The sequence below is a fragment of the Nocardia carnea NBRC 14403 genome, from assembly GCF_000308515.1.
In the GTDB taxonomy this organism is placed as follows: Bacteria; Actinomycetota; Actinomycetes; order Mycobacteriales; family Mycobacteriaceae; genus Nocardia; species Nocardia carnea.
This window is the reverse complement of record NZ_BAFV01000051.1, coordinates 1-21,844: the sequence shown is the minus strand read 5'-3', so window position 1 is coordinate 21,844 and position 21,844 is coordinate 1. Positions and strand designations below refer to the sequence as shown.

Genomic DNA, 21,844 nt, shown 5'->3' with positions numbered 1-21,844 from the left:
GGGTCAGGCGGCCTGGGCTTCGTCCTGGGCGTGCTGGGCGCGGGCCACTTCCGCGGCGGTATAGCGCAAGGTCAGTGCGATCAGGCCGACGAGCAGCGCACCGCAGGCGGCCACGAACATGGCCAGGGTGTACCCGTCGCCGAGTGCGGTGATCTCCGCGGGCGTCATATGGGCCGGTTTGCCGTTGGTTCCGCCCTCGGAGAGGGTCCGGGAGGCAGCGAGGGGAGTAAGGACGCCGATGGCGATGGGGGTGCCGAGATTGAGGAACATCTGACCGATCGCCGACAGCGGCCCGATCTCGTCCGGTGGCACTCCCACCAGGACGCACAGCGGAATGAGCACCATCGCGATACCGATCCCGAATCCGATCACCAGGAACAGTGGCAGCAGAGTGGTCCAGTAGCCGACGCCGCCGTCCAGCGTCGACCCGTAGCCCAGCCCGGCCACCAGCACCACGGCAGCGCCGACCAGTAGCCACCGCGGCGAGATATGCAGTGCCAGCTTGGTGGCGATCGCGCTGCCGGCACCGACCCCGAGGGTGAACGGGATGAACGAGATGCCCGCCACCAGCGGGCTGTAACCGACCACGTTCTGCACGAACAACCCGGCGAAGTAGGTGGTGGCGCCGAGCACGCCGCTGGCCAGCAGGATCACCACGAACGTGGCGACCCGGTCGCGACTGTCGAACAGCGACCACGGCAGCAGCGGGTTGTCGACATAGCGTTCCGCGAAGACGAATACCGGCAGCAGGACCGCGCCGGCGATCAGTGCACCGTAGACATAGGGGCTGTCCCAGCCGAGCTCCGGTCCTTCGGTGGCGCCGAAAACGATCAGGGCGCAGGCCAGTGTGCCGAGGAACGCACCCCGCACATCGAGTGTCAGCCGCTGATGGCCGGTATCCCGCAGCGCGGCCAGTGCACCGACGACGATCAACGCGCCGATCGGCACATTGATGAGGAAGATCCAGCGCCAGCTGGCCTGAGTGAGCGCACCGCCGATCACCAGCCCGCCGACCGAGCCCAGCGCCACCATCGATCCGAAGATCGCGAAGGCCTGGTTGCGCACCTTGCCCGGTGCGAAGGTACTGGCGACCAGGGCGAACGCGGTGGGCGCGGCCAGCGCGGCGCCGGTGCCCTGGATTGCGCGCGCGATGATCAGCCACAGTTCGTTCTGCGCCAGGCCGCACAGCAGCGAGGCGAGGGTGAACAGGCCGACACCGGCGATGAACATGCGCCGGCGTCCGAACGAATCACCGATCCGGCCGCCGAGCAGCATCAGCCCCGCGAACGGCAGGCCGTAGGCGGTGATGGTCCAGGCACTGCCCGAACTGGACAGGCCCATCTCCTCCTGGAGCCGCGGCAGGGCCAGAATCACGACCGTGCCGTCCAGCACCACCATCAGCTGCAAACCGCTCAAGACGAGGATGGCGAGACCGAAGGCTCGCTTCGTCACCGGGTACTTCGCGGCTGGGGGGTTATCGAGCACAGTGGGTCACTGTAACCGACCGGTAGCATCGGCGATCGGGGCGGCGCTGAACCCGGCGGTGGGCCCGATCACAATGATCGCCGGCGGCCGGATCTCCTCCGCCCGGACCCGTTCGGCCACATCCGCGAGCGTCGCCCGCAGCACCCGCTGGCCCCGCAGCGTGCCCTCCTGGATCACGGTGGCGGGGGTATCGGCCGGCCGGCCGCCGTCGCGCAGGACCGCGGCGAACTGCTCGATCCGTTCCACCGCCATCATCAGCACCAGCGTGCCGCGCAGGCGGGCCAGCGCCGGCCAATCCACCAGGGAATCGGGGTGATCCGGCGGGATATGGCCGCTCACCACCACGAACTCGTGCGTTACGCCCCGGTGGGTGACCGGGATACCGGCCGCCGCCGGGACCGAGATGGGACTGGTCACACCCGGAACCACCGTCACCGGGACCCCGGCGTCGGCACAGGCCTCGAGTTCTTCGTAACCGCGGCCGAAGACGTAGGGGTCCCCGCCCTTGAGCCGGACCACGAACTTGCCCGCCCGCGCGCCCTCGACGAGCGCCGCATTGATCGCATCCTGCGCCATCGCGCGCCCGTAGGGGATCTTGGCGGCGTCCACGACCTCGACGTCCGGTCCGAGTTCGGCGAGCAGCTCGGGCGGCGCGAGCCGGTCGGCGACCACCAGATCGGCGCGGGCCAGCAGGCGCCGGCCGCGGACGGTGATCAGGTCCGGATCACCGGGTCCGCCGCCGACCAGCGCGACCCCCGGCGTCATCGGGGTCGCATCGTCGGTCACCATCCCTGATTGCAGGGCCTCCAGCAGCGCGGTCCGCACCGCCGCCGAACGCCGGTGCCGGCCACCGGCGAGAACGCCCAGAGTCATTCCGTCGTAGCGGGCGGTGGCTGGGGTGACCGCCGTACCGGACTGGGCATGATCGGCGCGCACACAGAAGATCCGCCGCCGTGTCGCCTCCGCGACGACCGCGGCATTGGTCTCCGGTTCGTCGGTGCAGGCGATCGCGTACCAGGCACCGTCGAGGTCCCCGTCGATGTAATCGCGCAGAGTGAGCGTGATCTGGCCGGCGGTCGCCATACCCTCCACCGCGGGCGTGGCCTCCCGGGAGATCACTTCCACCACGGCGCCGGACGCGATGAGCAGTCCCAGCCGGCGCTGTGCCACGGTGCCGCCGCCGACGACGACAACCCGCCGTCCGTTCAGATCGAGTCCCACCAGGTAGTTCGAGTCCCCGGAGGCATTGTGGTCGGTATCGGCTGACGTATTCGGCACAAGGTGCGAGCCTACTTCCGGGCACCCGGCCCGCCGCAGCCACCCGCCGGACCCGTCCGCCGTCGCTGCGCCGATTCCGGCGAACCGTGCGGCCGTTGCCTCAGGTCAGAACGACCAACTCGGTTTCCGAGGAGACCTCGATGCGCAGGCCGGCCTTCCGGGCGACCCGGGCCAGCCCCTGGACATCTGACGGCTCGGCGCGGGTCAGGACCAGCGCGCGAGCCAGCAGACCTTTGTGATGTTTGTTGAAATGGCTGACCACCGTGCGTGACCCGTCCTCGTGTTCGGTGAGCACTGTGGCCGTGACGGCTCCGGGGACCCGGCCGAGCTGCTGGTAGGTGCCCGACCGCAGGTCGACCACCAGCTCGCCGGCCGCCGCGTCGCGCAGTGCCGGTCCGAGATGATCACGCCAGACCGCCGACAGCGTCGGGCGACCGGGAAGTTTGGATCCGCCGGACAGCCGGTAGGACGGGATCGGGTCGCCCGCGCGGACCGCGCCGAACAGCGCCGAACCGATAGCGAGCCGCGTGTAGGCCTTGGCGCGCTGGGCCTTGGTGAACGACCCGGCGTCCAGAGCGTCGTACAGCACACCGGTATAGCGCTCCAGCGCCGGCCGGGTGGGGGAGCTGCGCAGCGCGGCATTGCGGGCCAGTTCCGCGCCGGCGTTCTTGCCCAGCCCCAGCGCCACCCGGGCGGCGTCGGGATCAGCGGCCAGTTTCACGAGGTCGTCGATCAATCCGTCGCGGACCTCGGTCAGCGTGTCGAAGGCCAGCTCGCTCAGGTCGAGCGGTCCGCCGGTACCGCCGTCGGATTTCGTCTCGGAAGGAGGTAGGAGCACCAGCACGAGCGGTTACGGTACCGGGCGTGCGGACGAACCCCGGACTTGCGGCCGGTGTTCGTCTGCACGCCCGGCCCGGCGGCTCACCGCACGGCTTTGAGGAATTCCCGGGTGCGGTCGTTCTCGGGTGCGTTGAAGATCTGCTCGGGCGTTCCTTCCTCGATGATCCGGCCGTGGTCGAACATCAGCACCCGGTCGGAGACATCGCGGGCGAAACCCATCTCATGGGTGACGATGAGCATCGTGATATCGGTGCTCTCCGCGAGTTCGCGCAGGACATCGAGCACCCCGCCGACCAGTTCGGGGTCGAGCGCGGAGGTCACCTCGTCCAGCAGCATGACCTTCGGGTCCATGGCGCAGCAGCGCGCGATCGCCACCCGCTGCTGCTGTCCGCCGGACAGCTGGGACGGGTGCGCGGTCGCCTTGTCCGACAGGCCGACCAGCTCGAGGAGATCGAGGGCACGTTTGCGCGCCTCGTCCCGGGATTTGCCCAGCACATGGATCGGTGCCTCGGTGATGTTCTCCAGAACATTCATATTGGGGAACAGATTGAACTGCTGGAACACCATCCCGACCTTCTTGCGCACCTCCCGGAGATGTTTCTCCCGGGCGGCCACGAGTTTGCCGCCGCGCTGTTCGTGGGACAGCAGTTCCCCGTCGACCCGGATGGTTCCGCTGCTCACCGCCTCCAGTGTCATGAGCAGCCGGAGGATGGTGGTTTTCCCGGACCCCGAGGGCCCGATCAGCGTGACCTTCTCCCCGCGCCGGACGGTGAAATCGAGCTGGTCGAGCACCACCAGATCGCCGAAGCGTTTGACCACGCCGTCGAATTCGATCATCGGCTGCGCTTCGGCCGCGCCGCCGGCCGGGGTGCCGGAGACCGGTTCAGTAGTAGGCAAGTCGCTTCTCCAGTCGTCTGATCAGCACCGAGGTCGGGTAACTGGCCACCAGGAAGAACACGCCGGCCAGGGTCATCGCCTCGAGATATGCGTAGTGACGGGCCCCGAACTGCTGTGCGGCCGTCACCAGTTCGACGACGGTGATGGCGAACAGGAACGGGGTGTCCTTGAACATCGACACCGCGTTGGTGCCGAGGGCGGGCACACTGGCCCGGATGGCCTGCGGCAGGATCACGGCCCGCCAGGTGCGCACCGGTGGCAGCGACAGCGCCCGCGCCGCCTCCCACTGGCCCGGCGGAACCGATTCGATTCCCGCCCGGTACACCTCCGCCAGATATCCGGCGTAATGGATACCGAGCACCACGATCCCGATCTGCAGGGCCGAGAACTGCGGGAGCAGCGTGTAGGCGAACAGCAGCTGCACCACCAGCGGGGTGAACCGGATGAACTCGCTCAGCGCGTGCACCGGCCATGCGATCCAGCGGGGGAGTGAACGCCGGGTGATCGCAATCATCAGCCCGAGTGCCGCGGCGATCACGAACCCGAGCACCGTCGCCAGCAGGGTGATCTTGAACCCGTCCCACAGTACGGGGAGTGCGTCGGCGGCGCGTTCCCAGCTCCAGTCGACGGTCATAGCGCCTCCTTCCCGGCGGATACAGGCAGTCCGCGGAGGCCGGAGTGCCGGCGGAGGTAGCGCATCACGGCGTCACCTTCTTCCGGGCCGGCGCGGTGCCGGAGACCGAGTCCAGTGAAGTGTCGGGCGCAAGGCGCAGCACATCACGCAGGGAAGGCCCGCGGCCGAGTGTGTGTTTGGCCCGCGCTTCCAGCAGGTTCATCCCCAGGCTGAGCAGATAGGCGATCACGAAGTAGATCAGCAGGCCGATACCGTAGGCGAACAGGGTGTCGCCGGTGCTGTCCCGCAGTTTCTCGATCTCGAAGGTCAGATCCTGCAGGGTGATGTAGGAGGCGACCGCAGTGCCTTTCAGCAGATGCACCAGCAGGTTGGCCAGCGGCGGGATCATCAGCGCCCACGCCTGCGGGAACAATACCCGGCGTAGCCGCAGCCACGGGCTGAATCCCAGCGCGACCGAGGCCTCGACCTGCGCTTTCGGCACCGAGTTCAATGCGCCCCGAACGACTTCCGCGCCGTAGGCGCCGTAATTCAGGCCCAGCGCGAGGATTCCGCAGAACACGGGATCGAGCTGATATCCCAGCAGCGGCAGCACATAGTAGAACCAGAACAGCTGCACCAGCAGTGAGGTGCCGCGGAAGAACTCGATCGAGATCCGGGCGGGGCCGCGCACCAGAATGCTGCGTGCCCGGGCCGTCGTTCCCAGCGTGAGGGCCAGGACGAAGGCCAGCGCCGCCCCGCCGACCGTCAGTTGGAGGGTGATGAGTATGCCTTCACCGATACGCGGCAGCGCATCGGTGAAGGCGTCGAGATTGTTCACCGGCCACCTCTCCCTTCCGGGCCCGGCGGGCCGGAGCGGAGAGGTGCCGGTGTGTAGTTGTCGACCGGCACGATCAGATATCGCCCGCGCACAGCTTGGCGGTGGTCAGCTCGGGATCGGGCAGTTCGGCTTCGGTGAAACCGAATTCGCCGACGATCGACAGGTACTTGTCCTTGTCCGAGGTGATCTTGCGCAACTCCGCGTTGTAAGCGTCGAGCAGCTCCTCGTTATCGGTACGGAAGACCGTACCGCCCGCACCGACCTGCGGTTTCCCGTCGATTTCGGCGACGAACGATTCGGTGACCTCCACCGGTGCGTCCGGGTTGTGGTCGGCCAGCCAGTTCAGCGAGATCGCGGTGAGCGCGAAAACATCCGAGCGGCCCGAGGTCACCGCGTCCATACCGTCCTGCGGGCTCCCGACCTGAGTGGCGTCGATACCCAGCGAGGTGGCGTAATCGGATTCGATGGCGCCCGTCATCACCGTCATCTTGGCGCCCTTGTCCTTGACCGACTGCATATCGGTGAGTCCGAGCGGATTGCCCTGCTTCACCATCAACGCCGTGGTGTACATGAACTCGGGCTCACTGAACGCGGCCTGTTCGCACCGCTCGGGCAGGATCGACATCCCCGCGCTCACCGCATCGAAACGCTGCGCCTGCAACCCCGGGATCAGGGCGCCGAAATCGGTTTGCACGCCCTCGACCGTCTCGATTCCGAGATTGCGGAAGATCTCGCGGTGCAGGGCCACCGTCGCCCCGGTGAGCTGCCCGTTCTCCTCGAACGAATACGGTGCCTCGCCGGCGAACCCGACTGTGACAGCGCCCTTGTCCTTCAACGACTGCAGCAGGTCACCACCGGCCGTCGTCTCGGTCTTGGTGCACCCCGACAGCGTTGCCGCCGTCAGCACCGCACCCGCGACGAGTGCGATTGCGCGCGCCCTTGATTTCTTGGTTCCCATCACGGCCGACCTTTCCACGGGGCGCTGACGCAGGCTCTCCGGTTATCGATATGCGGGGCATACAGGTCAGCGACCATTTTCAGTTTGTGCGGGACATTTCACCGAAATCCCGGTGGAACGAACCCTAGCGGCGTCCGGTTCCGACTCTCGGCGCCGCAATGAAGCTGCAAAGAAAAGTTCAAAATATGTATATCACAAAGTTATTCAAAAGTGTTTCAAATGTTATTTGCCGTGCGGGTTCGAGTGGTTCGGAAACCTGTCACGACCGGCGCGGACCCGCCCGGGCGCGCCCCCCGGCCGGGCAGCAGGGAATAGGGTGTCGGCCGGGATCGGACAGGGTCTACGCTGAGCAACCGTGATCACCCGCCTCTCCCGACTCTTCCTTCGTACGTTGCGCGACAACCCCGCCGACGCCGAGGTGCCCAGCCACAAGCTGCTGGTGCGCGCCGGCTATGTGCGCCGGGTCGCGCCGGGTGTGTACTCGTGGCTGCCGCTGGGCCTGCGGGTACTGCACAAGGTCGAGGAGGTGGTGCGCGAGGAGATGAACGCTATCGGCGGGCAGGAGATCTCACTACCTGCGTTGCTGCCGCGTGATCCCTATGAGGCCACCAACCGCTGGACCGAATACGGGGACAGCCTGTTCCGGCTGCAGGACCGCAAGGGCGCCGACTACCTACTCGGCCCCACCCACGAGGAACTGTTCACGCTCACCGTGAAGGGTGAGTACAACTCCTACAAGGATCTGCCCGTCACTCTGTACCAGATCCAGGCCAAATACCGCGACGAGGAACGTCCCCGCGCCGGCATTTTGCGCGGTCGCGAATTCATCATGAAGGACTCCTACTCCTTCGACCTCGACGAGGCCGGCCTGAAGGCGAGCTACAACGCGCACCGCGAGGCCTACCAGCGGATCTTCGAACGCCTCGGGGTCGAGTACGTGATCGTCGCCGCGACCTCGGGCGCGATGGGCGGAAGCGCGTCCGAAGAATTCCTCGCCGACAGCCCCGTCGGCGAGGACACCTACGTTGTCTGCCGCGAATCGGGTTACGCCGCGAACGTGGAGGCCGTGGTCACCCCCGCGCCCGAGCCGCTGTCGCTCGAGGGGCAACCGGAGGCGGTCGTGCACGACACCCCGGACACCCCCACCATCGCCACCCTCGTCGACTGGGCCAACGCGGCCGGTATCGGTGAGCGCCTCGGCCGGCCGGTCACGGCCGCCGACACCCTCAAGAACGTGATGGTGAAACTGCGGCATCCGGACGGCAAAACCGAGATCGTCGGCATCGGTGTCCCGGGTGACCGTGAGGTCGACGACAAACGGCTCGGCGCCTCGGTGGAACCCGCTGAGGTGGAACTGCTCACCGACGCCGATTTCGCCGCCAACCCGTTCCTGGTCAAGGGGTATATCGGCCCGAAGGGGCTGCAGGCCAACGGTATCCGCTACCTGGTCGATCCGCGGGTGGTCACCGGAACGTCCTGGATCACCGGTGCGGATGCCCCCGGCAAGCATGTGGTCGGCCTGGTCGCCGGTCGTGACTTCACGCCCGACGGCACCATCGAGGCCGCGCAAGTACGCGACGGCGACCCCTCACCCGACGGCCGCGGCACCCTGGTCGCCGCCCGCGGTATCGAGATAGGCCATATCTTCCAGCTCGGCTACAAATACACTGACGCCTTCGAGGTCGACGTCCTCGGCGAGAACGGCAAACCGGTGCGGCTCGTCATGGGCTCCTACGGTGTCGGGGTCTCCCGGCTGGTGGCGGTTATCGCCGAACAGCAGCACGACGACAAGGGGCTGCGCTGGCCGAGCGAGGTTGCGCCCTACGACGTACACGTGGTGATCGCGAACAAGGACGATGCCGCCCGTGCGGGCGCCGAACAGGTTGTGGCCGAACTGAACACCCAGGGGGTGGACGTTCTCTTCGACGATCGCACCGCTTCACCCGGTGTGAAGTTCAAGGACGCCGAACTGCTCGGTATGCCCTATGTCCTGGTGATCGGCCGAGGCTGGGCCGAAGGCAAGGTCGAACTGCGCGACCGGTTCACCGGTGAAACCCTCGATATCCCGGCGGATTCCGCGGTGTCGGCGGTACTGGAGCGCATTCGGAGCTGACCCCGGATCGCGCCGGGGCGTTCGTTGCGGGGTGGCAGGAATTCACCTGTCCGCTCGCCTCGCCATGGGTAGGGCCGTCGTGTGTGGTCCCGCCCAGTGTGATGGGAGCCTGTCTTCTCCCTGTGTCAGGGGTGGTCGGGGTGGGCGATACTACTGCCCACCAACTCCGGCCGGGGGTGACTCCGACCGGAGGCGACCTCTGTTTCGTCCTGCCGTCCGGACCTCGTATTGCCGGGAACGTCCGGTGGTGCTCGCGCCGTCGAATTCGATACGTCTCACCGGGTGGTTGCGGCGCGTATCAACTGCACCGCGGCTGTGCGCACGGCCGCGGCGGCATCGCGCCGCTCGGTGATGGAATAGCTGATGATTGCGCCCTCGTGCAGGCTCAGTAGCTGCACCGCGACGGTTTCGTGGTCGGCGGCCCCGGCTTCGGCGAGTAGCTGATCGAACAGTTCGTACAGCCATGTCTTCTCGGCGACGATCACCTGCCGGCCCGGATGGTCGGGTTCGGGAAGTTCGGCGAAGGCATTGATGAAACTGCAGCCCCGGCTGTTGTCGGGGAGCCATTCGGGCATGACGTCGAACGGTGTCAGGATGCGTTCGACGGGGTCGGTGCGGTCGGCGAGGCGGGTCTCGATCAAGGTGCGCCAGCGGCGGTCGCGCTGTTCGAGGTAGGTGACCAGCAGGCCGTCCTTCGAGCCGAAGCGGTCGTAGAGGGTTCGTTTGGTGACGCCTGATTCGGCGGCGATGGTGTCGACCCCGACCGCGTGGATACCGCGTGTGTAGAAGAGTTCGGCGGCCGTATCGAGTATCCGTTGCGCCGCCGGTGTCAGGGTCGTATTCGCGTTGTGCGCGGGTGTGGACATATCCGGATCCCTTGCATTCACAGGTCTGTGAACCTAGTCTATCGGTAGCAGCAACTTCACAGACCTGTGTAGTGGAGGTAGTTATGAGACGAGCAGTGCAGACGGTGACACGTGCGTTCCGGGATTTCGCCCTCGGGATTCATCTCGCCAACGGCATCCGGCACGGCGTACCGCAGCGCACCGAGAAGTCGCGCTGCCCTGCGTCGCGGCAATCCGGCGCCGAACGGGCGGCGCCGGATGGGCCGGTAGCCCCCGTGTTCACTCAGTTGTTCGTGGGTCCGGCCGTGGTGAGTAGTTCCCGGGTGTGATCCCGCAGTCGCCGGGCCGCCCCGAGGTCGAACGCCGCCCCCTCGGTGTCGACGGCGTTGTCCTGCATGTACGCCGACAGCGGCACCTTCGGTGGGTTGTCCAGATGGCGCATGATGCGGGCGACCGCGGCTTCGGCCGGTTGGCCCCTCCGGCGCATATCGTCGACGAGGGTCCGGTCGGCGGCGGAGTATTCGCCGGTGAAGCCGGTGGCGGTGAGTCCGGGGTGCAGCAGTAGATAGCGGATAGTGCTGTGTGGATGGTCGTCGGTGAAGGCGACAGCCAGTAGATCGCTCAGTTTGCCGCACTGGTGCATTACCGCGTCGGGATCGTAGGCTTTCGCGAATTGCAGGTCATCCCAGTGGATTCGGGAGAGATCGCCCCCCGGGCCGGACAGGTCCAGGATTACCGGAGCCGCCGCCCGTCCCAAACTTTCGGCCAGTCCGTAGGTCAGCAGGTGGCGGCTCAGATAGAACAGTGCGAAGGATGCTTCGAACCCTTCCGGTGTCACGCTCCGGGTGGACCGGTAGAAGCGGGCGCCGAGGACGAGGGTGTCGACGACGGGGTAAGCGGTGCGCAACCGTTGGAGAACGCGATGGTTCTCGGTCACCAGCGCGAGGTCGGCGGGGAGGAATTCGATGCGGTCGGTGGCCTCGAGCCGGGCCGCCGCGTCGATGATCGTGCGCGCTTTGTCCGTGCTCCGCCCGATGATCACCACCTTGTCGCCGCGTTCGAGATAGGTGAGGGCGAGGGATCGGCCTATTCCATCCGTTCCACCGGTGATTACCACGGTCTTCATACAGGCTCCCTGGGTGAGAAAACACTACCGACTCGACTCTGTTTCTGGACTCATGAGTCTAGATCGGTTATGGCTAGCTGCACCAGTGGGTCTGGAAAACATGCCGCGTGGGTCTAGAATCTGCTCGTGACAGCAGCCGGAATTCCCGCTCGGCCACGTGGCCGCGTCGACAAACAGCAGGCGATCCTGGCCGCGGCGTTCACGGTTTTCGCGCGCACCGGCTACACCCAAACCCGGATGGATCAGATCGCTGCCGAGGCCGGAGTGGCCAAGGCGACCGTGTACAGCCACTTCGGTGACAAGGAGCAGGTATTCCGGCATGCGGTGCGGGCGCTGTCGGAAGCGGCGCGGCAGGCGAATCTGGCCGTCGTCGACAGGATTGCCGAGCCCGGTGCGGATATCGCGGCGACTCTCCGCGCTGCCGGAGGTGATCTGGTCCGGTGCTATTGCAGTCCCGAATCGCGCGCGCTGCGGCGCCTGGTGTGCGCCGAGGCCGGGCAATTCCCGGACCTCACCGAAATCGTCGACGAGGTGTCCGGTCAGGTTCTGCGCGCGCTGGCCGACCGATTCGCCCGGCTCGCGCTGGCCGGCGTGCTACGGCTGGACGATCCGGACCTGGCGGCATCACAGTGGGCCGCCTTGCTCACCGGTGCGCTCCCGGTGCGGTACCAGTTCGGCGTCGAACCACTGCCCGAAACAGAAGTGGACGCCGTCGCCGTAGCGGCGACGGCGACCTTCCTTGCGGCTTTCGGTCGCTGAGTGCCACCGGGCGGTCGACGGTCGATCGCAACACTCGGGTTCGGCTGGTCGGCCCGGGTCCTGGCTGTGGTCGTGCACCAGTGCCTGGCGCCGCTGGATGCCGTGCTCGGCGAGCGAGGGACTTCACATGTGCGTGGTCCGAGCCGAACTTTCCTGTCGGCCGGCGGCACACCGATCGAACGCTCGACCGCTTTCGAGCGCCGGCTGAGCGAGGCCTGCGGAACACCCAACCGCTGTGCGGCCTGGGTGAGCGACGGGATGCTCACCCAGGCCGAGGGGCGTCCCGGGCTACTTGTGTGGCACCCCGGTGACGAGTCCGCCGTCCACCACGAATTCACTGCCGGTGGCGTAGGACGATTCGTCGCTGGCCAGGAACAGAATGAATGTGGCGACCTCGGCCGATTCCGCCGGGCGGCCCAGCGGGATCGTGACCAGATCGTCGGGGATGCCCTCGGTCATCGGGGTGCGGATCAGGCCGGGGTGTACCGAGTTGACCCGGATGTTGTGCGGGGCCAATTCGAGGGCCGCCGATTTGGCGAGGCCGCGTACGCCCCATTTCGAGGCCACGTAGCCATGTGCGAAGGGGGCGCCGCGCAGGCCTTCGATGGAGGAGACGTTGATGATCGAGCCGCCACCGGCGGTGATCATCGGTTCGACCGCGGCACGCATCCCGAGGAAGGTGCCGACCAGGTTGACGTCGATGACGGCGCGGAACTTCTCCAGTGAGAGTTTCTGCAGCGGTGCGCCGTTGACGATGCCCGCGTTGTTCACCAGTACGTCCAGCTTGCCGAATTCGGTGGTGGCGGTGGCGACGGCGGTATCCCACTGGTCGGGTTCGGTGACGTCGAGCGGGACGTAGCGGGCGGCGGGGCCGATCTCGTCGGCCAGGGCCTTGCCCTCCTCGTGCAGAACATCGCCGATGACCACCTGCGCGCCCTCGGCCACCAGTAGCTTCGCATGAGCGGCGCCCATACCCCGTGCGCCCCCGCTGATCAGGGCGACTTTGCCGTCTACACGTCCCATGGCGGTGACGCTACCATGAAACTGGAACCCATTCCAGACACTGTTCCGGTAATGTGCCCAGGGCTGGAATACCGCGGTGGAACCGTATTTTCGCCGTCTCGCCGCTCGTAGGTAGGAGAATCCATGGCCCTTCGCGTCGTCCTCGTCGGTACCGGTAATGCCGGCCGGATCGCCCTGACCCAACTCATTACCGACCCGCGGTTCGAACTCGTCGGTGTGGGTGTGTCGACTCCGGAGAAAATCGGCAGGGATGCCGGAGAACTGGCCGGTCTGGACGTCGTCACCGGCATCACGGCTGTCGGCGATATCGGCGACTTGCTGGCGACCCGCCCGGACTGCGCGGTGTACTGCGCGATGGGTGATACCCGGCTGGTGGAGGCGATGGGCGATATCGCGCGGATCCTGTCGGCCGGTGTGAACGTGGTCGGGACGGCACCGGGCCTGCTCATGTATCCGTGGGGAACACTGCCGGACAAACTGTTCGCGGCCGTCGAGTCGGCGGCCACCGCCGGAGGCGCCAGCGTCTTCGTCAACGGCGTCGACCCTGGTTTCGTCAACGATCTGGTGCCCTTCGCGCTGGCCTCCACCTGTCAGCGGGTGGAACAGGTGCGCTGCCTGGAGATCGCGGACTACGCCACCTACGACGGGTCCACCGTCATGTTCGATGTGATGGGATTCGGCAAACCGCTCGACGAAACCCCCATGCTGCTGCAACCCGGCGTCCTCGGTATCGCCTGGGGTGCGGGGATGCGGGCCCTGGCCGCCGGGCTCGGCGTCCGCATCGACGAGATCACCGAAACCTATGAACGTGAACCTGCACCCGAGAACTTCCGGATCGCCGTGGGGGAGGTGCCCGAGGGGAGTCAGGCGGCGCTGCGGTTCGAGATCACCGGCTGGGTTGCCGGGCATCCGGCCATCGTCGTCGAACACATCACCCGCCTGCGCGACGATCTGCGACCCGACTGGGCGCGCCCCGCGCAAGCAGGGGGTTCGTACCGGGTGGAGATCACCGGCGAGCCCTCCTATGCCGTCGACATCAGTCCGTCGAGCCGCCGGGGCGATCACAACTACGCCGCGATCCTGGCCGGAGTGGGTCGGGTGGTCAACGCCATACCTGCCGTCGTGGCGGCCGAGCCGGGCATCCGGACCACCGGTGACCTGCCGATGTACACCGGACCCGGTCTCACCCCGCCCGCCTGACGCGGTACGCCCGGCCGGCGGATTCGGCGGCGATCCACCGTCGCGCCTAAGCTCGGATACCTGGGGCGAGCCGGTGGCTCGTCGCCGACACCAGGAAGGTTGCGCTGAATGTATGAGCCCGACCGGTCCGGCCCACGTGAGCCGAACCTGTCCGAACTGCGGGAGCGCGCCGCGCACGGTGATTCCGACGCCGTCGCACAGTTGCTCGATATCGGGGACGAACGTACCGATGCCGTCGACCTGAGCGAATACGATATCGATGTGGAAGAACTCGGGGTGGAAACCGCCGAGGACGTCGGCAACGACAGGTAACCCGGTGGACCGGCCCGCCCGCGGGCCGGTCCGCTTGTAGGGTGGGGGGCCATGGGAAGCGCTCCGGCCGTCGTACCGCAGCGACCCCCTGCTCCGGATACCTCTCCGGTATCCGTGCGATTCGGCCGGATACGGGCGGATATGCGGCGGTGGATATCGTCGCCCGGGAACATGGTGCTCGCTGCGGCATTCTGCCTGATTGCGTTTCAGCTCATCGTCCGTGGCGCGGTCCTCGCACACAGCTACTTCTACTGGGACGATCTCATCCTCACCGGCCGGGCCGGCAGCTATTCGCTGTGGTCGGCCGAACTGCTGCTGCACGACCACGACGGCCATTTCATGCCACTGGCCTTCGCCGTTTCCTGGCTGGTCACCGCCTCGGCGCCACTGAACTGGACGGCCGCCGCCGCGGTATCGCTGCTGCTGCAGGTGGCTGCCGCGGGCGCGGTACTGCGGCTGCTGCTGGTATTGCTCGGCCGGCGGCCGGCGCTGCTGATCCCGCTGGCCTTCTATCTGTTCGGCCCGCTCACCCTGCCCGCGTTCGCCTGGTGGTCGGCCGCGCTCAACGCCCTGCCGTTGCAGTTCGCGCTCGCCTGGGGCGCCGCGGACGCGGTCCTGCTGGATCGCACGGGGCGGCGCCGGTACGCGATATCCGGGGTGGTGGTGGCGGCCGTAGCGCTGTTGTTCTTCGAGAAAGCGGTCGTGGTCCCGTTCGTCGCCTTCGCGGTGGTGGTCCTGCGCCGATATGTCGACGGCCGGGGGTTCGCCTTCGGTGCGGTCCTGCGCCGCGGCCGGGCCCTGTGGGCCGGTGCCGCGACAGTCCTGCTGGCCTGGGGTCTCGTGTACTTCGCGGTGGTGGGGTTGTCGGCCGGTGACGCCGGATCCGCCGATATGGCCCAGATGCTGCCCCGGGCCGCATGGGCGGGGGTGGTGACCGCTCTGCTCGGCGGGCCGTGGGGCTGGGAACGCTGGATACCGTCTGCGCCCTGGGCGGTGGCGCCCGATTGGGCTGCCTGGGTGGCGGTGGGTCTACTGGCGGTGGCGGTCATCGCGACGATCCGGGCCCGTCCCCTGGCCTGGCCCGTCTGGGTGGCGGCGGTGGTGTACCTCCCGGCGGTACAGATACCGGTGGCGCTGATGCGGGCCGGCCCCAATACCGTCGACGAACTCATGATGTCGCTGCGCTACCTGGCCGACGCCGCGGTGGTGCTCACGATCGCCGGCGCGCTGCTGCTGCGCGCCTTCACCCGGCGTCGGCAACGGACCGCCGGGCCGAACCGTGACAGGAGCCGAGCCCGGTGGCGTGGGCCGATCCCCGCGACGGCGGTGGTCGTCGTGTTCGCGGCGAGCAGCCTGTGGTCGACGTACACGTTCACTCGGAGCTGGTCGGAGGGGTCGACGGAAAGCTATGTGACGACCGCGAAACAGGAGTTCGCCGAGTGGGACGGGATACCGCTGCTGGAGCAGGAGGTCCCATGGAATGTGCTGAACCCGACCGCCTATCCGCAGAACGAGGCGAGCCGCGTGCTGTCGCCGATCGCCCCACCGGGTGCCTTCGCCGACGCCACCGAACACCTGCGCATGATCACCGATACCGGCGAGTTCGCCGACGCGCGAGTCTGGTGGAACCGTGGTGTCGTACCCGGTCCGGTGCCCGGGTGCGGTTACCGCATCGACGATCGTCTGCCCGTCCGGGTGCCGCTGGACGGCCCCATGATCGCCCACGAATGGACCGCCCAGCTCAACTACTTCGCCGACCGCGACGCAACGATCACGGTGGGTTTCGAAGCCGGAAAGAAGGTCGAAGTCCCGGTGCGGGCCGGAATGCACACCGTCTACGCGCGCATCGTCGGTCAAGGGGCGGCGCTGCTGGTGCAGAGCCGGACCCCGGGCTCGGCGTTGTGCCTCGGTACCGGACCAGTGGGGGTCGCGTCCTATACGTGATATTCCCAGCTGCGGCAATACCCGGGCGGTCCGCGCGGGGGGATGGCATGTCACGGTGGTGGATGGCGTCCGGGAACCCCCGGCGGGCCGGACGGTGCCACCGTCCGGCCTGCGATCGTCGACGCACGCGGATCGGTGTGCGTCGACCTGCCGGAACGCTGGACCGGGACGAACGCCGAAGGGGAACCGATGACCGAGGACGGCGGTCGTGGTCCAGAGGGCGCAACCGTCGATTCGGTCACCGGCCTACTGGCCAGCCGGCTCGGCGCGGTGGGCGAATCCGCAGGTGAGGTGGTGCGCCGGGATGTCCGTACCGCAGCCGGTGGTGCGGAGTCGATCGCGCTCTTGGTTCAGGCCGATGCCGACGGTGCCGGTCAGTTCCCCGATGCCCTCGGGCATCTCACCGGTGGCGCCGATATCGGCCCGGTGCCGGACGCTTCCTTGAATCCACAACGGATTCCACCGGATCGGCTGCCGGCCGGAGACGATCCGCCCCTGCCGCCGAGACCGGCCGGTCCGGACACTTTGTCCGGCACATCGCAGGCCGGGCCTCCGGATGTTCGGCAGGCACCGGAGGGGGACGGCGGTAGACAAGACAGGGATACCAGGACGCTCGAGCCCGGCCCGGCTGTTGGCCCGGGGTCCGAACCGGCCGGAAGAACGCCGGCCGGGACGGCGGACACGCAGCCTGTGCCGGAGCAGGAAGCACCTGTCGAAGCTGCCGCGGCGGATCCGGTGCCGCACCGCGATGTCCCGCCGCCTGCCCTCGGCGAGGCCCCGCCTTCCGGCACGCCGAGCCAGACGCCGTGGACCTCCGGCCACTCCGGCAGCAGTCCCGAGCCGAGCCGGAACGAGGTGACCGGGACCACCCCATGGAACTCCGGGACCCACCCCGCGATGCCTCATATGCCAGGCATGCCCGGCGGTCTCCCGAGTCTGCCGACGCCGCAGGAAAGGCCATCGCGGGGTAATCCGCCCTGGTCACGGGGTCGTGGTGGCGGAACCGTCTTCCCGAGGGCCCAGCCGGAGGGGCACCCGTCGGGCGGGGCGGACCGACCGGACGGGGCCGCCTGGTACGGGCCCGGGCACCGGTAGCTCAGGGTCGGCCCGGAAAAGCGGTGGTGGCCGGATCCGCGCCGCGGACGGATTGCCAGACCGCGAGCCGGCCGGCGCTCTCGGTGAGCGCCTCGATCGCGATCCGGCGAGTGATCTCGGTTCCCGCCTGCTCCACGACCGCCCGCCAGGCCACCGCGGTATCGGTTTCGACGACGACCGCCAGCTGCGCCGCGGTATCCGGATCGGTTACCGCGAGCGGCATCGTGTACGCCGCCTCGGGCGCGGGCACAGTGCCCTGTCGATCCGACAGGATATCGACAGTCGCGTCCCTGCGGGCGCGGTGCGCGGCGGTGTATTGCGCGACCGTCCGTTGCTGATCGGCGCCCGCGTGGGAGGCGATCATCCCGTAGGCGTAGACCGCGGCGTACTCGGCGCCGAGCGCATCGGCCAGCGCCTGCTGTTCGGTACCGCTCATCCCAGCAGAACCCCCACCTGTACAGCGCACGCGGCGCTGATCGAGGCCAGGGGCCCCGCGCGGTACCCGGACTGGGTGACCGCCAGGTCGGCGGCCGCGCGCTGGGAGGCACCGAGCTGGTCGCGCAGCGCATCGATACTCGGCGGGGTGGAGGGCGCCGGCGTGGTTGTCGGAGACGGGGTCTGTACAGCCGGTGTGGTGCCGTCGCCGTACACACCGATTGCGCGGTCGATCTCGGTGCGCAGGGCATCGGCGTGGGCGGTGCGTTCATTCGCGATGGTGGTCAGCGCCGCCGTACGGGCGGGGTCGATGGCGATGGCGGCGGTCGCGGCGGTCGCATCGGTACGGGCCGAGAACTCCTGGGCGGCCAGTACATCCGGCTCGGTGATCGGGTCCTCGGCGCACGAAACGAGCGCGGGCACCATCAGCAGGCCGGCCGTGCCACCACCGGCCACTCGCAGTGCGGCCCGGCGACTGAAACGGCGGGATGCGCTGAAGTCCCCGGTATTCGCAGGTCCGCGAGGAAACCCGGCCGCGGGCCGGTCGGTCACACGCTCGGTCACCGGACCATCGTGCCAGATTCGCGCCCGGCCTCCGAATGGGCTCATCCGCCGCGTTCCGGTCGTGCTCCGGCGCTCGCCGGACGCCGGCGGTACGAGCCCGAGTCGTTGTGCGCTGGGGTGAATGAGTCGCCCCGCAGTGATCGCTGACGGCCGCCGTCTCGAACCACCGTGGGCCCGGCGCGTTGGAAGTCGTGCCGGTCGATCAGGGCCCGCGCGGGGCACGTAGATCTTCGCCTTCGTGCCGGTCGTGCGGTTGCGGCAAGGCGCTGCTCGCCGGCTGCGGTCGTGCCTGTGCCGCGTATGTGTGTGAGCCGCGGGTAGGTGTCCGGCGGCGGACTTACCGCCGACCGCTGGTCCTTTACCTTCTCGTGGCGCGTTACGCTAGGTCACCGGCACAGAACTTTCCGTCCGCGTAACAACTGAACCAGGAGCTGCCCATATGCCGATGCCGACCGAGGAAGGGGTGAGCCGGCTCGTAGCCGGACTCGTCGCCGGTCGAGGATTCGATCTCGAGGGAGTCGAGGTTTCCACCGCGGCGGGACAGACCCGGGTGCGGGTGATCGTGGACAGCGACGAAACCGCAGACCTGGACAGCATCGCCGAACTCAGCTCCGAGGTTTCGGCGCGGCTGGACGAAGCGGACGACGAATTCGGTGCCGTCCGGTACCTGCTCGAGGTGACCACGCCGGGCGTGGACCGCCCGCTCACCGCCGACCGGCACTGGCGCCGGGCGCGAGGGCGCAAGGTCCGGATCCGGCTGCGTCCCGGGGTGACACCACCGGAGCCGGGCCTGCCGACGACGTTCGAGGCCAGAGCCGGTGCCCTCGAGAGTGACCGCATCGCGCTGGTGCTGGGGGGTAAACGCGCGCCGCGCCTGGTCACCGTCGGACTGGGGGATATCGAACACGCTGTGGTGGAGGTCGAGTTCGCCCCGCCCAGCGCACGTGAACTGGAACTCACCGGAGGTGTCGCCTCCGGTCGTCCACCCGCGGGAGCGGACGCCGCGGAGCACACCGCCACCACCGTCGACGCGTCCGATTCGACCGAAGGGACCATGGAATGAATATCGAAATCGAAGCCCTGCGCGCTATCGTCGCGGATAAGGGGATCTCGATCGAAACCGTGATCTCCGCGATCGAATCCGCGTTGCTGACCGCCTATAAGCACACCGAGGGCCATCAGCCCAACGCTCGGGTCGAAATCGATCAGCGCACCGGTCTGGTCCGGGTGCTGGCCACCGAACTCGACGCCGACGGGCAGGTGATCTCCGAATGGGACGACACCCCCGAAGGTTTCGGCCGGATCGCCGCCACCACCGCCCGCCAGGTCGTACTGCAGCGGTTACGCGATGCGGAGAACGAGAAATCCTTCGGCGAATTCTCCACCCACGAGGGCGATATCGTCGGCGGTGTGGTGCAGCGCGATGCGCGTGCCAATGCCCGCGGCACCGTGGTGGTCCGGATCGGCAGCGAACTGCACGGCACCGAGGGGCTGATCCCGTCGGCGGAGCAGGTGCCGGGGGAGACCTACGAGCACGGCGACCGGATCAAGTGCTATGTGGTCGGCGTGTCCCGCGGGCCCCGCGGTCCGCAGATCACCCTCTCGCGGACCCACCCCAATCTGGTGCGGCGCCTGTTCGCGCTCGAAGTGCCCGAGATCGCGGACGGGTCCGTGGAGATCGTGGCGGTCGCCCGCGAGGCCGGGCACCGGTCCAAGATCGCGGTCCGGTCCACGGTGTCCGGTGTCAACGCCAAGGGCGCCTGTATCGGCCCGATGGGGCAGCGGGTGCGCAATGTGATGAGCGAACTGGCCGGCGAGAAGATCGACATCATCGACTACGCCGACGATCCGGCGACCTTCGTGGGCAACGCGCTGTCGCCGTCGAAGGTGGTTTCGGTCACAGTTGTCGATCCCGATGCCCGCGCAGCGCGGGTGATCGTGCCCGATTTCCAGCTGTCGCTGGCCATCGGCAAGGAAGGCCAGAACGCGCGGCTCGCCGCCCGGCTCACCGGGTGGCGTATCGATATCCGCAGTGATGCCGCACCGGATTCCGGTGGTTCGGTGCGGACGGAGGCTCAGCGCCGTTGACCGCTATCCCGCGCCCGGCGCGCCCTTCGTCCGCCGGTTCACCGGACCGGCGCTCGAGCCGTGCCGACCTGCCCGCGGCGCCCTCGCCGGGGGCGGGGTTGGAGAGTGCCGACCGGTCAGCGGTAGAGTGGTGTCAGGTTCGGTCCGAGTCTTCGGTTCCCGCCCACGAACGTGGTGAATCCGCGGCGCCTCGGCGCCCGGAATATCCGGTACGTACGTGTGTCGGATGCCGGAAACGCGAACCGGCTGCCGGACTGCTGCGGATCGTGGCGCGTGGGCTCGGCACCGGCAACGGTGCAGAGGCCGTCGTGATCGTTCCCGACCCGCAGCGCAGACTTCCCGGACGGGGTGCCTGGCTGCACCCCTTTTCGTCTTGTCTGCGCACCGCGGTCCGGCGCCGAGCGATCGGCAGAGCACTACGAGTGTCCGGAAATCTGGATATCTCAGCCCTGGAGCAACACCTCGAGAACAGGCACGAGCACTCATGAGCACACCGTGAAGTACCAACGATGAACGTCCATCGGAGTTAACCCGAGGTCGTGCGGGGCCCCGCCAGCAGGCGGGCGGCGCTGCTCGACCTCTCAGTGAGGAGAGCAGTGGCAGGCAAGGCCCGCGTGCACGAGTTGGCAAAAGAACTCGGTGTCACGAGTAAAGAACTACTCGCGAAGCTCAAGGAGCAAGGCGAGTTCGTGAAGTCGGCATCGTCGACGGTGGAGGCACCCGTCGCGCGCCGGCTGCGCGAATCATTCGCGGCGAAATCCGCGCCGGCGAAATCCGACAGGTCGAACGGGTCCAAACCGTCGCCGGCCCGTCCCGGTCCTGCAACCGGCGCCAAACCCGCGGCTCCCGGTCCGCGGCCCGGTCCGCGCACCCCGGCCCCCACGGGGCAACAGGGTCCCGCCGAATCCGCCCCGGCCGCCGAGACCGCACCGGCCCCGGCCGCCGACAGCGGGCCGAAGCCGGCCGCTGCTCCGCGGCCCGGCCCGGCGGTGAAGCCGGGTCCCGCACCGGCACCCAGCCGGGAAGCGGCGCAGGCTCCGGCGGCCAAACCGGCTACCCCTGCCGCGCGCCCGGGTGCCCAGCAGCAGCGTCCGGCCGCGCCCGGCCAGGCTCCGGCCCGGCCCGGCCCGAAACCCGGTCCGAAACCGCCTCGGGTCGGCAACAACCCGTACTCTTCGGCGCCCGAACGTGAGCGTCCGACACCGCGTCCGCAGCCGGGCCCCCGTCCGACTCCGGGCCAGGGTGGCCCGCGTCCGGGTCCCGCCCAGGGCGGCCCGCGTCCGGGCCAGGGCGGTCCCCGTCCCGGTCAGAACGCTCCGCGCCCCGGCCCCGGCGGCCAGCGGCCCGCGGCTGCTCAGGGCGGTCCGCGTCCCGGCGGTCCGCGGCCGAGCCCGGCCTCCATGCCGCCCCGCCCGACTCCCGGCGCCATGC

At 68.3% G+C, this 21,844-nt stretch carries 23 protein-coding genes; 10 read left to right on the top strand and 13 right to left on the bottom strand.

The window, feature by feature from the left end:
* Nucleotides 1-3: 3 nt before the first annotated feature.
* The 7 genes from ON22_RS17365 to ehuB form a co-directional block, all read right to left on the bottom strand.
* The gene (locus ON22_RS17365; RefSeq protein WP_033241413.1) at nt 4-1,485 is read right to left on the bottom strand and encodes an MFS transporter; all 1,482 of its coding nucleotides are present in this window, start codon (nt 1,483-1,485) and stop codon (nt 4-6) included.
* Nucleotides 1,486-1,491: 6 nt separating this feature from the next.
* Nucleotides 1,492-2,763 carry a uroporphyrinogen-III C-methyltransferase gene (gene cobA / locus ON22_RS17360; RefSeq protein ID WP_033241414.1) on the bottom strand — a complete coding sequence of 424 codons (1,272 nt, stop codon included), beginning with the start codon at nt 2,761-2,763 and terminating at the stop codon, nt 1,492-1,494.
* A gap of 100 nt (nt 2,764-2,863) precedes the next feature.
* On the bottom strand, nt 2,864-3,607 hold the full coding sequence (gene yaaA, locus ON22_RS17355) for a peroxide stress protein YaaA (RefSeq protein WP_033241415.1): 744 nt from the start codon (nt 3,605-3,607) through the stop codon (nt 2,864-2,866).
* A 77-nt stretch (nt 3,608-3,684) separates the two neighbouring features.
* Nucleotides 3,685-4,440: an ectoine/hydroxyectoine ABC transporter ATP-binding protein EhuA gene (gene ehuA / locus ON22_RS17350; protein WP_033241416.1), complete on the bottom strand. Its 756-nt coding sequence runs from the start codon at nt 4,438-4,440 to the stop codon at nt 3,685-3,687.
* A 46-nt stretch (nt 4,441-4,486) separates the two neighbouring features.
* A complete protein-coding gene (ehuD, locus tag ON22_RS17345) occupies nt 4,487-5,134 on the bottom strand; it encodes an ectoine/hydroxyectoine ABC transporter permease subunit EhuD (RefSeq protein WP_033241417.1) in 648 nt (215 codons plus the stop codon).
* A gap of 64 nt (nt 5,135-5,198) precedes the next feature.
* Nucleotides 5,199-5,951 (bottom strand): ectoine/hydroxyectoine ABC transporter permease subunit EhuC, encoded by a 753-nt coding sequence (ehuC, locus tag ON22_RS17340; protein ID WP_051157737.1) that lies wholly within the window; start codon nt 5,949-5,951, stop codon nt 5,199-5,201.
* Between the two features lie 73 nt (nt 5,952-6,024).
* Nucleotides 6,025-6,909, bottom strand: coding sequence for an ectoine/hydroxyectoine ABC transporter substrate-binding protein EhuB (ehuB, locus tag ON22_RS17335; RefSeq protein ID WP_033242219.1), 885 nt, complete (start codon nt 6,907-6,909; stop codon nt 6,025-6,027).
* A 355-nt stretch (nt 6,910-7,264) separates the two neighbouring features.
* Here ehuB and ON22_RS17330 point away from each other — a divergent pair, with 355 nt between their 5' ends.
* Entirely contained in the window at nt 7,265-9,022 is a 1,758-nt protein-coding gene (locus tag ON22_RS17330) for a proline--tRNA ligase (protein WP_033241418.1), read from the top strand.
* Between the two features lie 275 nt (nt 9,023-9,297).
* Here ON22_RS17330 and ON22_RS17325 read toward each other — a convergent pair whose 3' ends face one another.
* Nucleotides 9,298-9,888 carry a TetR/AcrR family transcriptional regulator gene (locus ON22_RS17325; protein WP_033241419.1) on the bottom strand — a complete coding sequence of 197 codons (591 nt, stop codon included), beginning with the start codon at nt 9,886-9,888 and terminating at the stop codon, nt 9,298-9,300.
* An 83-nt stretch (nt 9,889-9,971) separates the two neighbouring features.
* On the opposite strand from ON22_RS17325, the gene ON22_RS36735 reads away from it, so the two are divergent.
* On the top strand, nt 9,972-10,196 hold the full coding sequence (locus ON22_RS36735) for a hypothetical protein (RefSeq protein ID WP_156052189.1): 225 nt from the start codon (nt 9,972-9,974) through the stop codon (nt 10,194-10,196).
* Here ON22_RS36735 and ON22_RS17320 read toward each other — a convergent pair.
* Nucleotides 10,151-10,993 carry an SDR family NAD(P)-dependent oxidoreductase gene (locus tag ON22_RS17320; RefSeq protein ID WP_033241420.1) on the bottom strand — a complete coding sequence of 281 codons (843 nt, stop codon included), beginning with the start codon at nt 10,991-10,993 and terminating at the stop codon, nt 10,151-10,153. The two genes, ON22_RS36735 and ON22_RS17320, sit on opposite strands and share 46 nt — an antisense overlap.
* Before the next feature lie 126 nt (nt 10,994-11,119).
* Here ON22_RS17320 and ON22_RS17315 point away from each other — a divergent pair, with 126 nt between their 5' ends.
* Nucleotides 11,120-11,752 carry a TetR/AcrR family transcriptional regulator gene (locus tag ON22_RS17315; protein WP_033241421.1) on the top strand — a complete coding sequence of 211 codons (633 nt, stop codon included), beginning with the start codon at nt 11,120-11,122 and terminating at the stop codon, nt 11,750-11,752.
* 288 nt (nt 11,753-12,040) lie between these two features.
* On the opposite strand, the gene ON22_RS17310 is transcribed toward ON22_RS17315, so the two are convergent.
* A complete protein-coding gene (locus ON22_RS17310) occupies nt 12,041-12,775 on the bottom strand; it encodes a glucose 1-dehydrogenase (protein ID WP_033241422.1) in 735 nt (244 codons plus the stop codon).
* A gap of 123 nt (nt 12,776-12,898) precedes the next feature.
* Here ON22_RS17310 and ON22_RS17305 point away from each other — a divergent pair, with 123 nt between their 5' ends.
* The 3 genes from ON22_RS17305 to ON22_RS17295 all read left to right on the top strand — a co-directional run bounded on the left by ON22_RS17305 (nt 12,899) and on the right by ON22_RS17295 (nt 16,231).
* Nucleotides 12,899-13,975 (top strand): NAD(P)H-dependent amine dehydrogenase family protein, encoded by a 1,077-nt coding sequence (locus ON22_RS17305; protein ID WP_033241423.1) that lies wholly within the window; start codon nt 12,899-12,901, stop codon nt 13,973-13,975.
* Between the two features lie 108 nt (nt 13,976-14,083).
* A complete protein-coding gene (locus ON22_RS17300) occupies nt 14,084-14,287 on the top strand; it encodes a hypothetical protein (RefSeq protein ID WP_033241424.1) in 204 nt (67 codons plus the stop codon).
* Nucleotides 14,288-14,338: 51 nt separating this feature from the next.
* A complete protein-coding gene (locus ON22_RS17295; protein ID WP_231507914.1) occupies nt 14,339-16,231 on the top strand; it encodes a hypothetical protein in 1,893 nt (630 codons plus the stop codon).
* Nucleotides 16,232-16,477: 246 nt separating this feature from the next.
* Here ON22_RS17295 and ON22_RS17290 read toward each other — a convergent pair whose 3' ends face one another.
* From ON22_RS17290 to ON22_RS17280, 3 genes are all read right to left on the bottom strand, one after another.
* Nucleotides 16,478-16,684, bottom strand: a complete 207-nt coding sequence (locus ON22_RS17290; protein WP_033241425.1) for a hypothetical protein — start codon at nt 16,682-16,684, stop codon at nt 16,478-16,480.
* Between the two features lie 643 nt (nt 16,685-17,327).
* Nucleotides 17,328-17,762, bottom strand: coding sequence for a ferritin-like domain-containing protein (locus ON22_RS17285; protein WP_033241426.1), 435 nt, complete (start codon nt 17,760-17,762; stop codon nt 17,328-17,330).
* The gene (locus ON22_RS17280) at nt 17,759-18,325 is read right to left on the bottom strand and encodes a hypothetical protein (RefSeq protein WP_231507915.1); all 567 of its coding nucleotides are present in this window, start codon (nt 18,323-18,325) and stop codon (nt 17,759-17,761) included. Before ON22_RS17280 ends, ON22_RS17285 begins: the two co-directional genes overlap by 4 nt.
* A 439-nt stretch (nt 18,326-18,764) precedes the next feature.
* On the opposite strand from ON22_RS17280, the gene rimP reads away from it, so the two are divergent.
* The 4 genes from rimP to ON22_RS35730 form a co-directional block, all read left to right on the top strand.
* Complete coding sequence (gene rimP, locus ON22_RS17275; RefSeq protein ID WP_033241427.1) at nt 18,765-19,388, top strand: ribosome maturation factor RimP; 624 nt, start codon at nt 18,765-18,767, stop codon at nt 19,386-19,388.
* Nucleotides 19,385-20,413 (top strand): transcription termination factor NusA, encoded by a 1,029-nt coding sequence (gene nusA / locus ON22_RS17270; RefSeq protein ID WP_033241428.1) that lies wholly within the window; start codon nt 19,385-19,387, stop codon nt 20,411-20,413. The genes rimP and nusA overlap by 4 nt, the downstream gene beginning before the upstream one ends.
* Before the next feature lie 266 nt (nt 20,414-20,679).
* Nucleotides 20,680-20,901, top strand: a complete 222-nt coding sequence (locus ON22_RS38015; RefSeq protein WP_231507916.1) for a YlxR family protein — start codon at nt 20,680-20,682, stop codon at nt 20,899-20,901.
* A gap of 108 nt (nt 20,902-21,009) precedes the next feature.
* Nucleotides 21,010-21,844, top strand: an 835-nt coding sequence (locus ON22_RS35730) for a translation initiation factor IF-2 N-terminal domain-containing protein (RefSeq protein ID WP_043740280.1), incomplete at its 3' end; no start/stop codon positions are given.

Bases quoted from the DNA above. Each gene is read 5' to 3' on its own strand.
- ON22_RS36735 (WP_156052189.1), top strand. From the start codon at position 9,972: ATGAGACGAGCAGTGCAGACGGTGACACGTGCGTTCCGGGATTTCGCC.
- ON22_RS17300 (WP_033241424.1), top strand. From the start codon at position 14,084: ATGTATGAGCCCGACCGGTCCGGCCCACGTGAGCCGAACCTGTCCGAA.
- ON22_RS17325 (WP_033241419.1), bottom strand. From the start codon at position 9,888: ATGTCCACACCCGCGCACAACGCGAATACGACCCTGACACCGGCGGCG.
- nusA (WP_033241428.1), top strand. From the start codon at position 19,385: ATGAATATCGAAATCGAAGCCCTGCGCGCTATCGTCGCGGATAAGGGG.
- ehuB (WP_033242219.1), bottom strand. From the start codon at position 6,909: ATGGGAACCAAGAAATCAAGGGCGCGCGCAATCGCACTCGTCGCGGGT.
- ON22_RS17295 (WP_231507914.1), top strand. From the start codon at position 14,339: ATGGGAAGCGCTCCGGCCGTCGTACCGCAGCGACCCCCTGCTCCGGAT.
- ON22_RS17305 (WP_033241423.1), top strand. From the start codon at position 12,899: ATGGCCCTTCGCGTCGTCCTCGTCGGTACCGGTAATGCCGGCCGGATC.
- ehuD (WP_033241417.1), bottom strand. From the start codon at position 5,134: ATGACCGTCGACTGGAGCTGGGAACGCGCCGCCGACGCACTCCCCGTA.
- ehuA (WP_033241416.1), bottom strand. From the start codon at position 4,440: ATGATCGAATTCGACGGCGTGGTCAAACGCTTCGGCGATCTGGTGGTG.
- ON22_RS17320 (WP_033241420.1), bottom strand. From the start codon at position 10,993: ATGAAGACCGTGGTAATCACCGGTGGAACGGATGGAATAGGCCGATCC.
- rimP (WP_033241427.1), top strand. From the start codon at position 18,765: ATGCCGATGCCGACCGAGGAAGGGGTGAGCCGGCTCGTAGCCGGACTC.
- ON22_RS17310 (WP_033241422.1), bottom strand. From the start codon at position 12,775: ATGGGACGTGTAGACGGCAAAGTCGCCCTGATCAGCGGGGGCGCACGG.
- ON22_RS17285 (WP_033241426.1), bottom strand. From the start codon at position 17,762: ATGAGCGGTACCGAACAGCAGGCGCTGGCCGATGCGCTCGGCGCCGAG.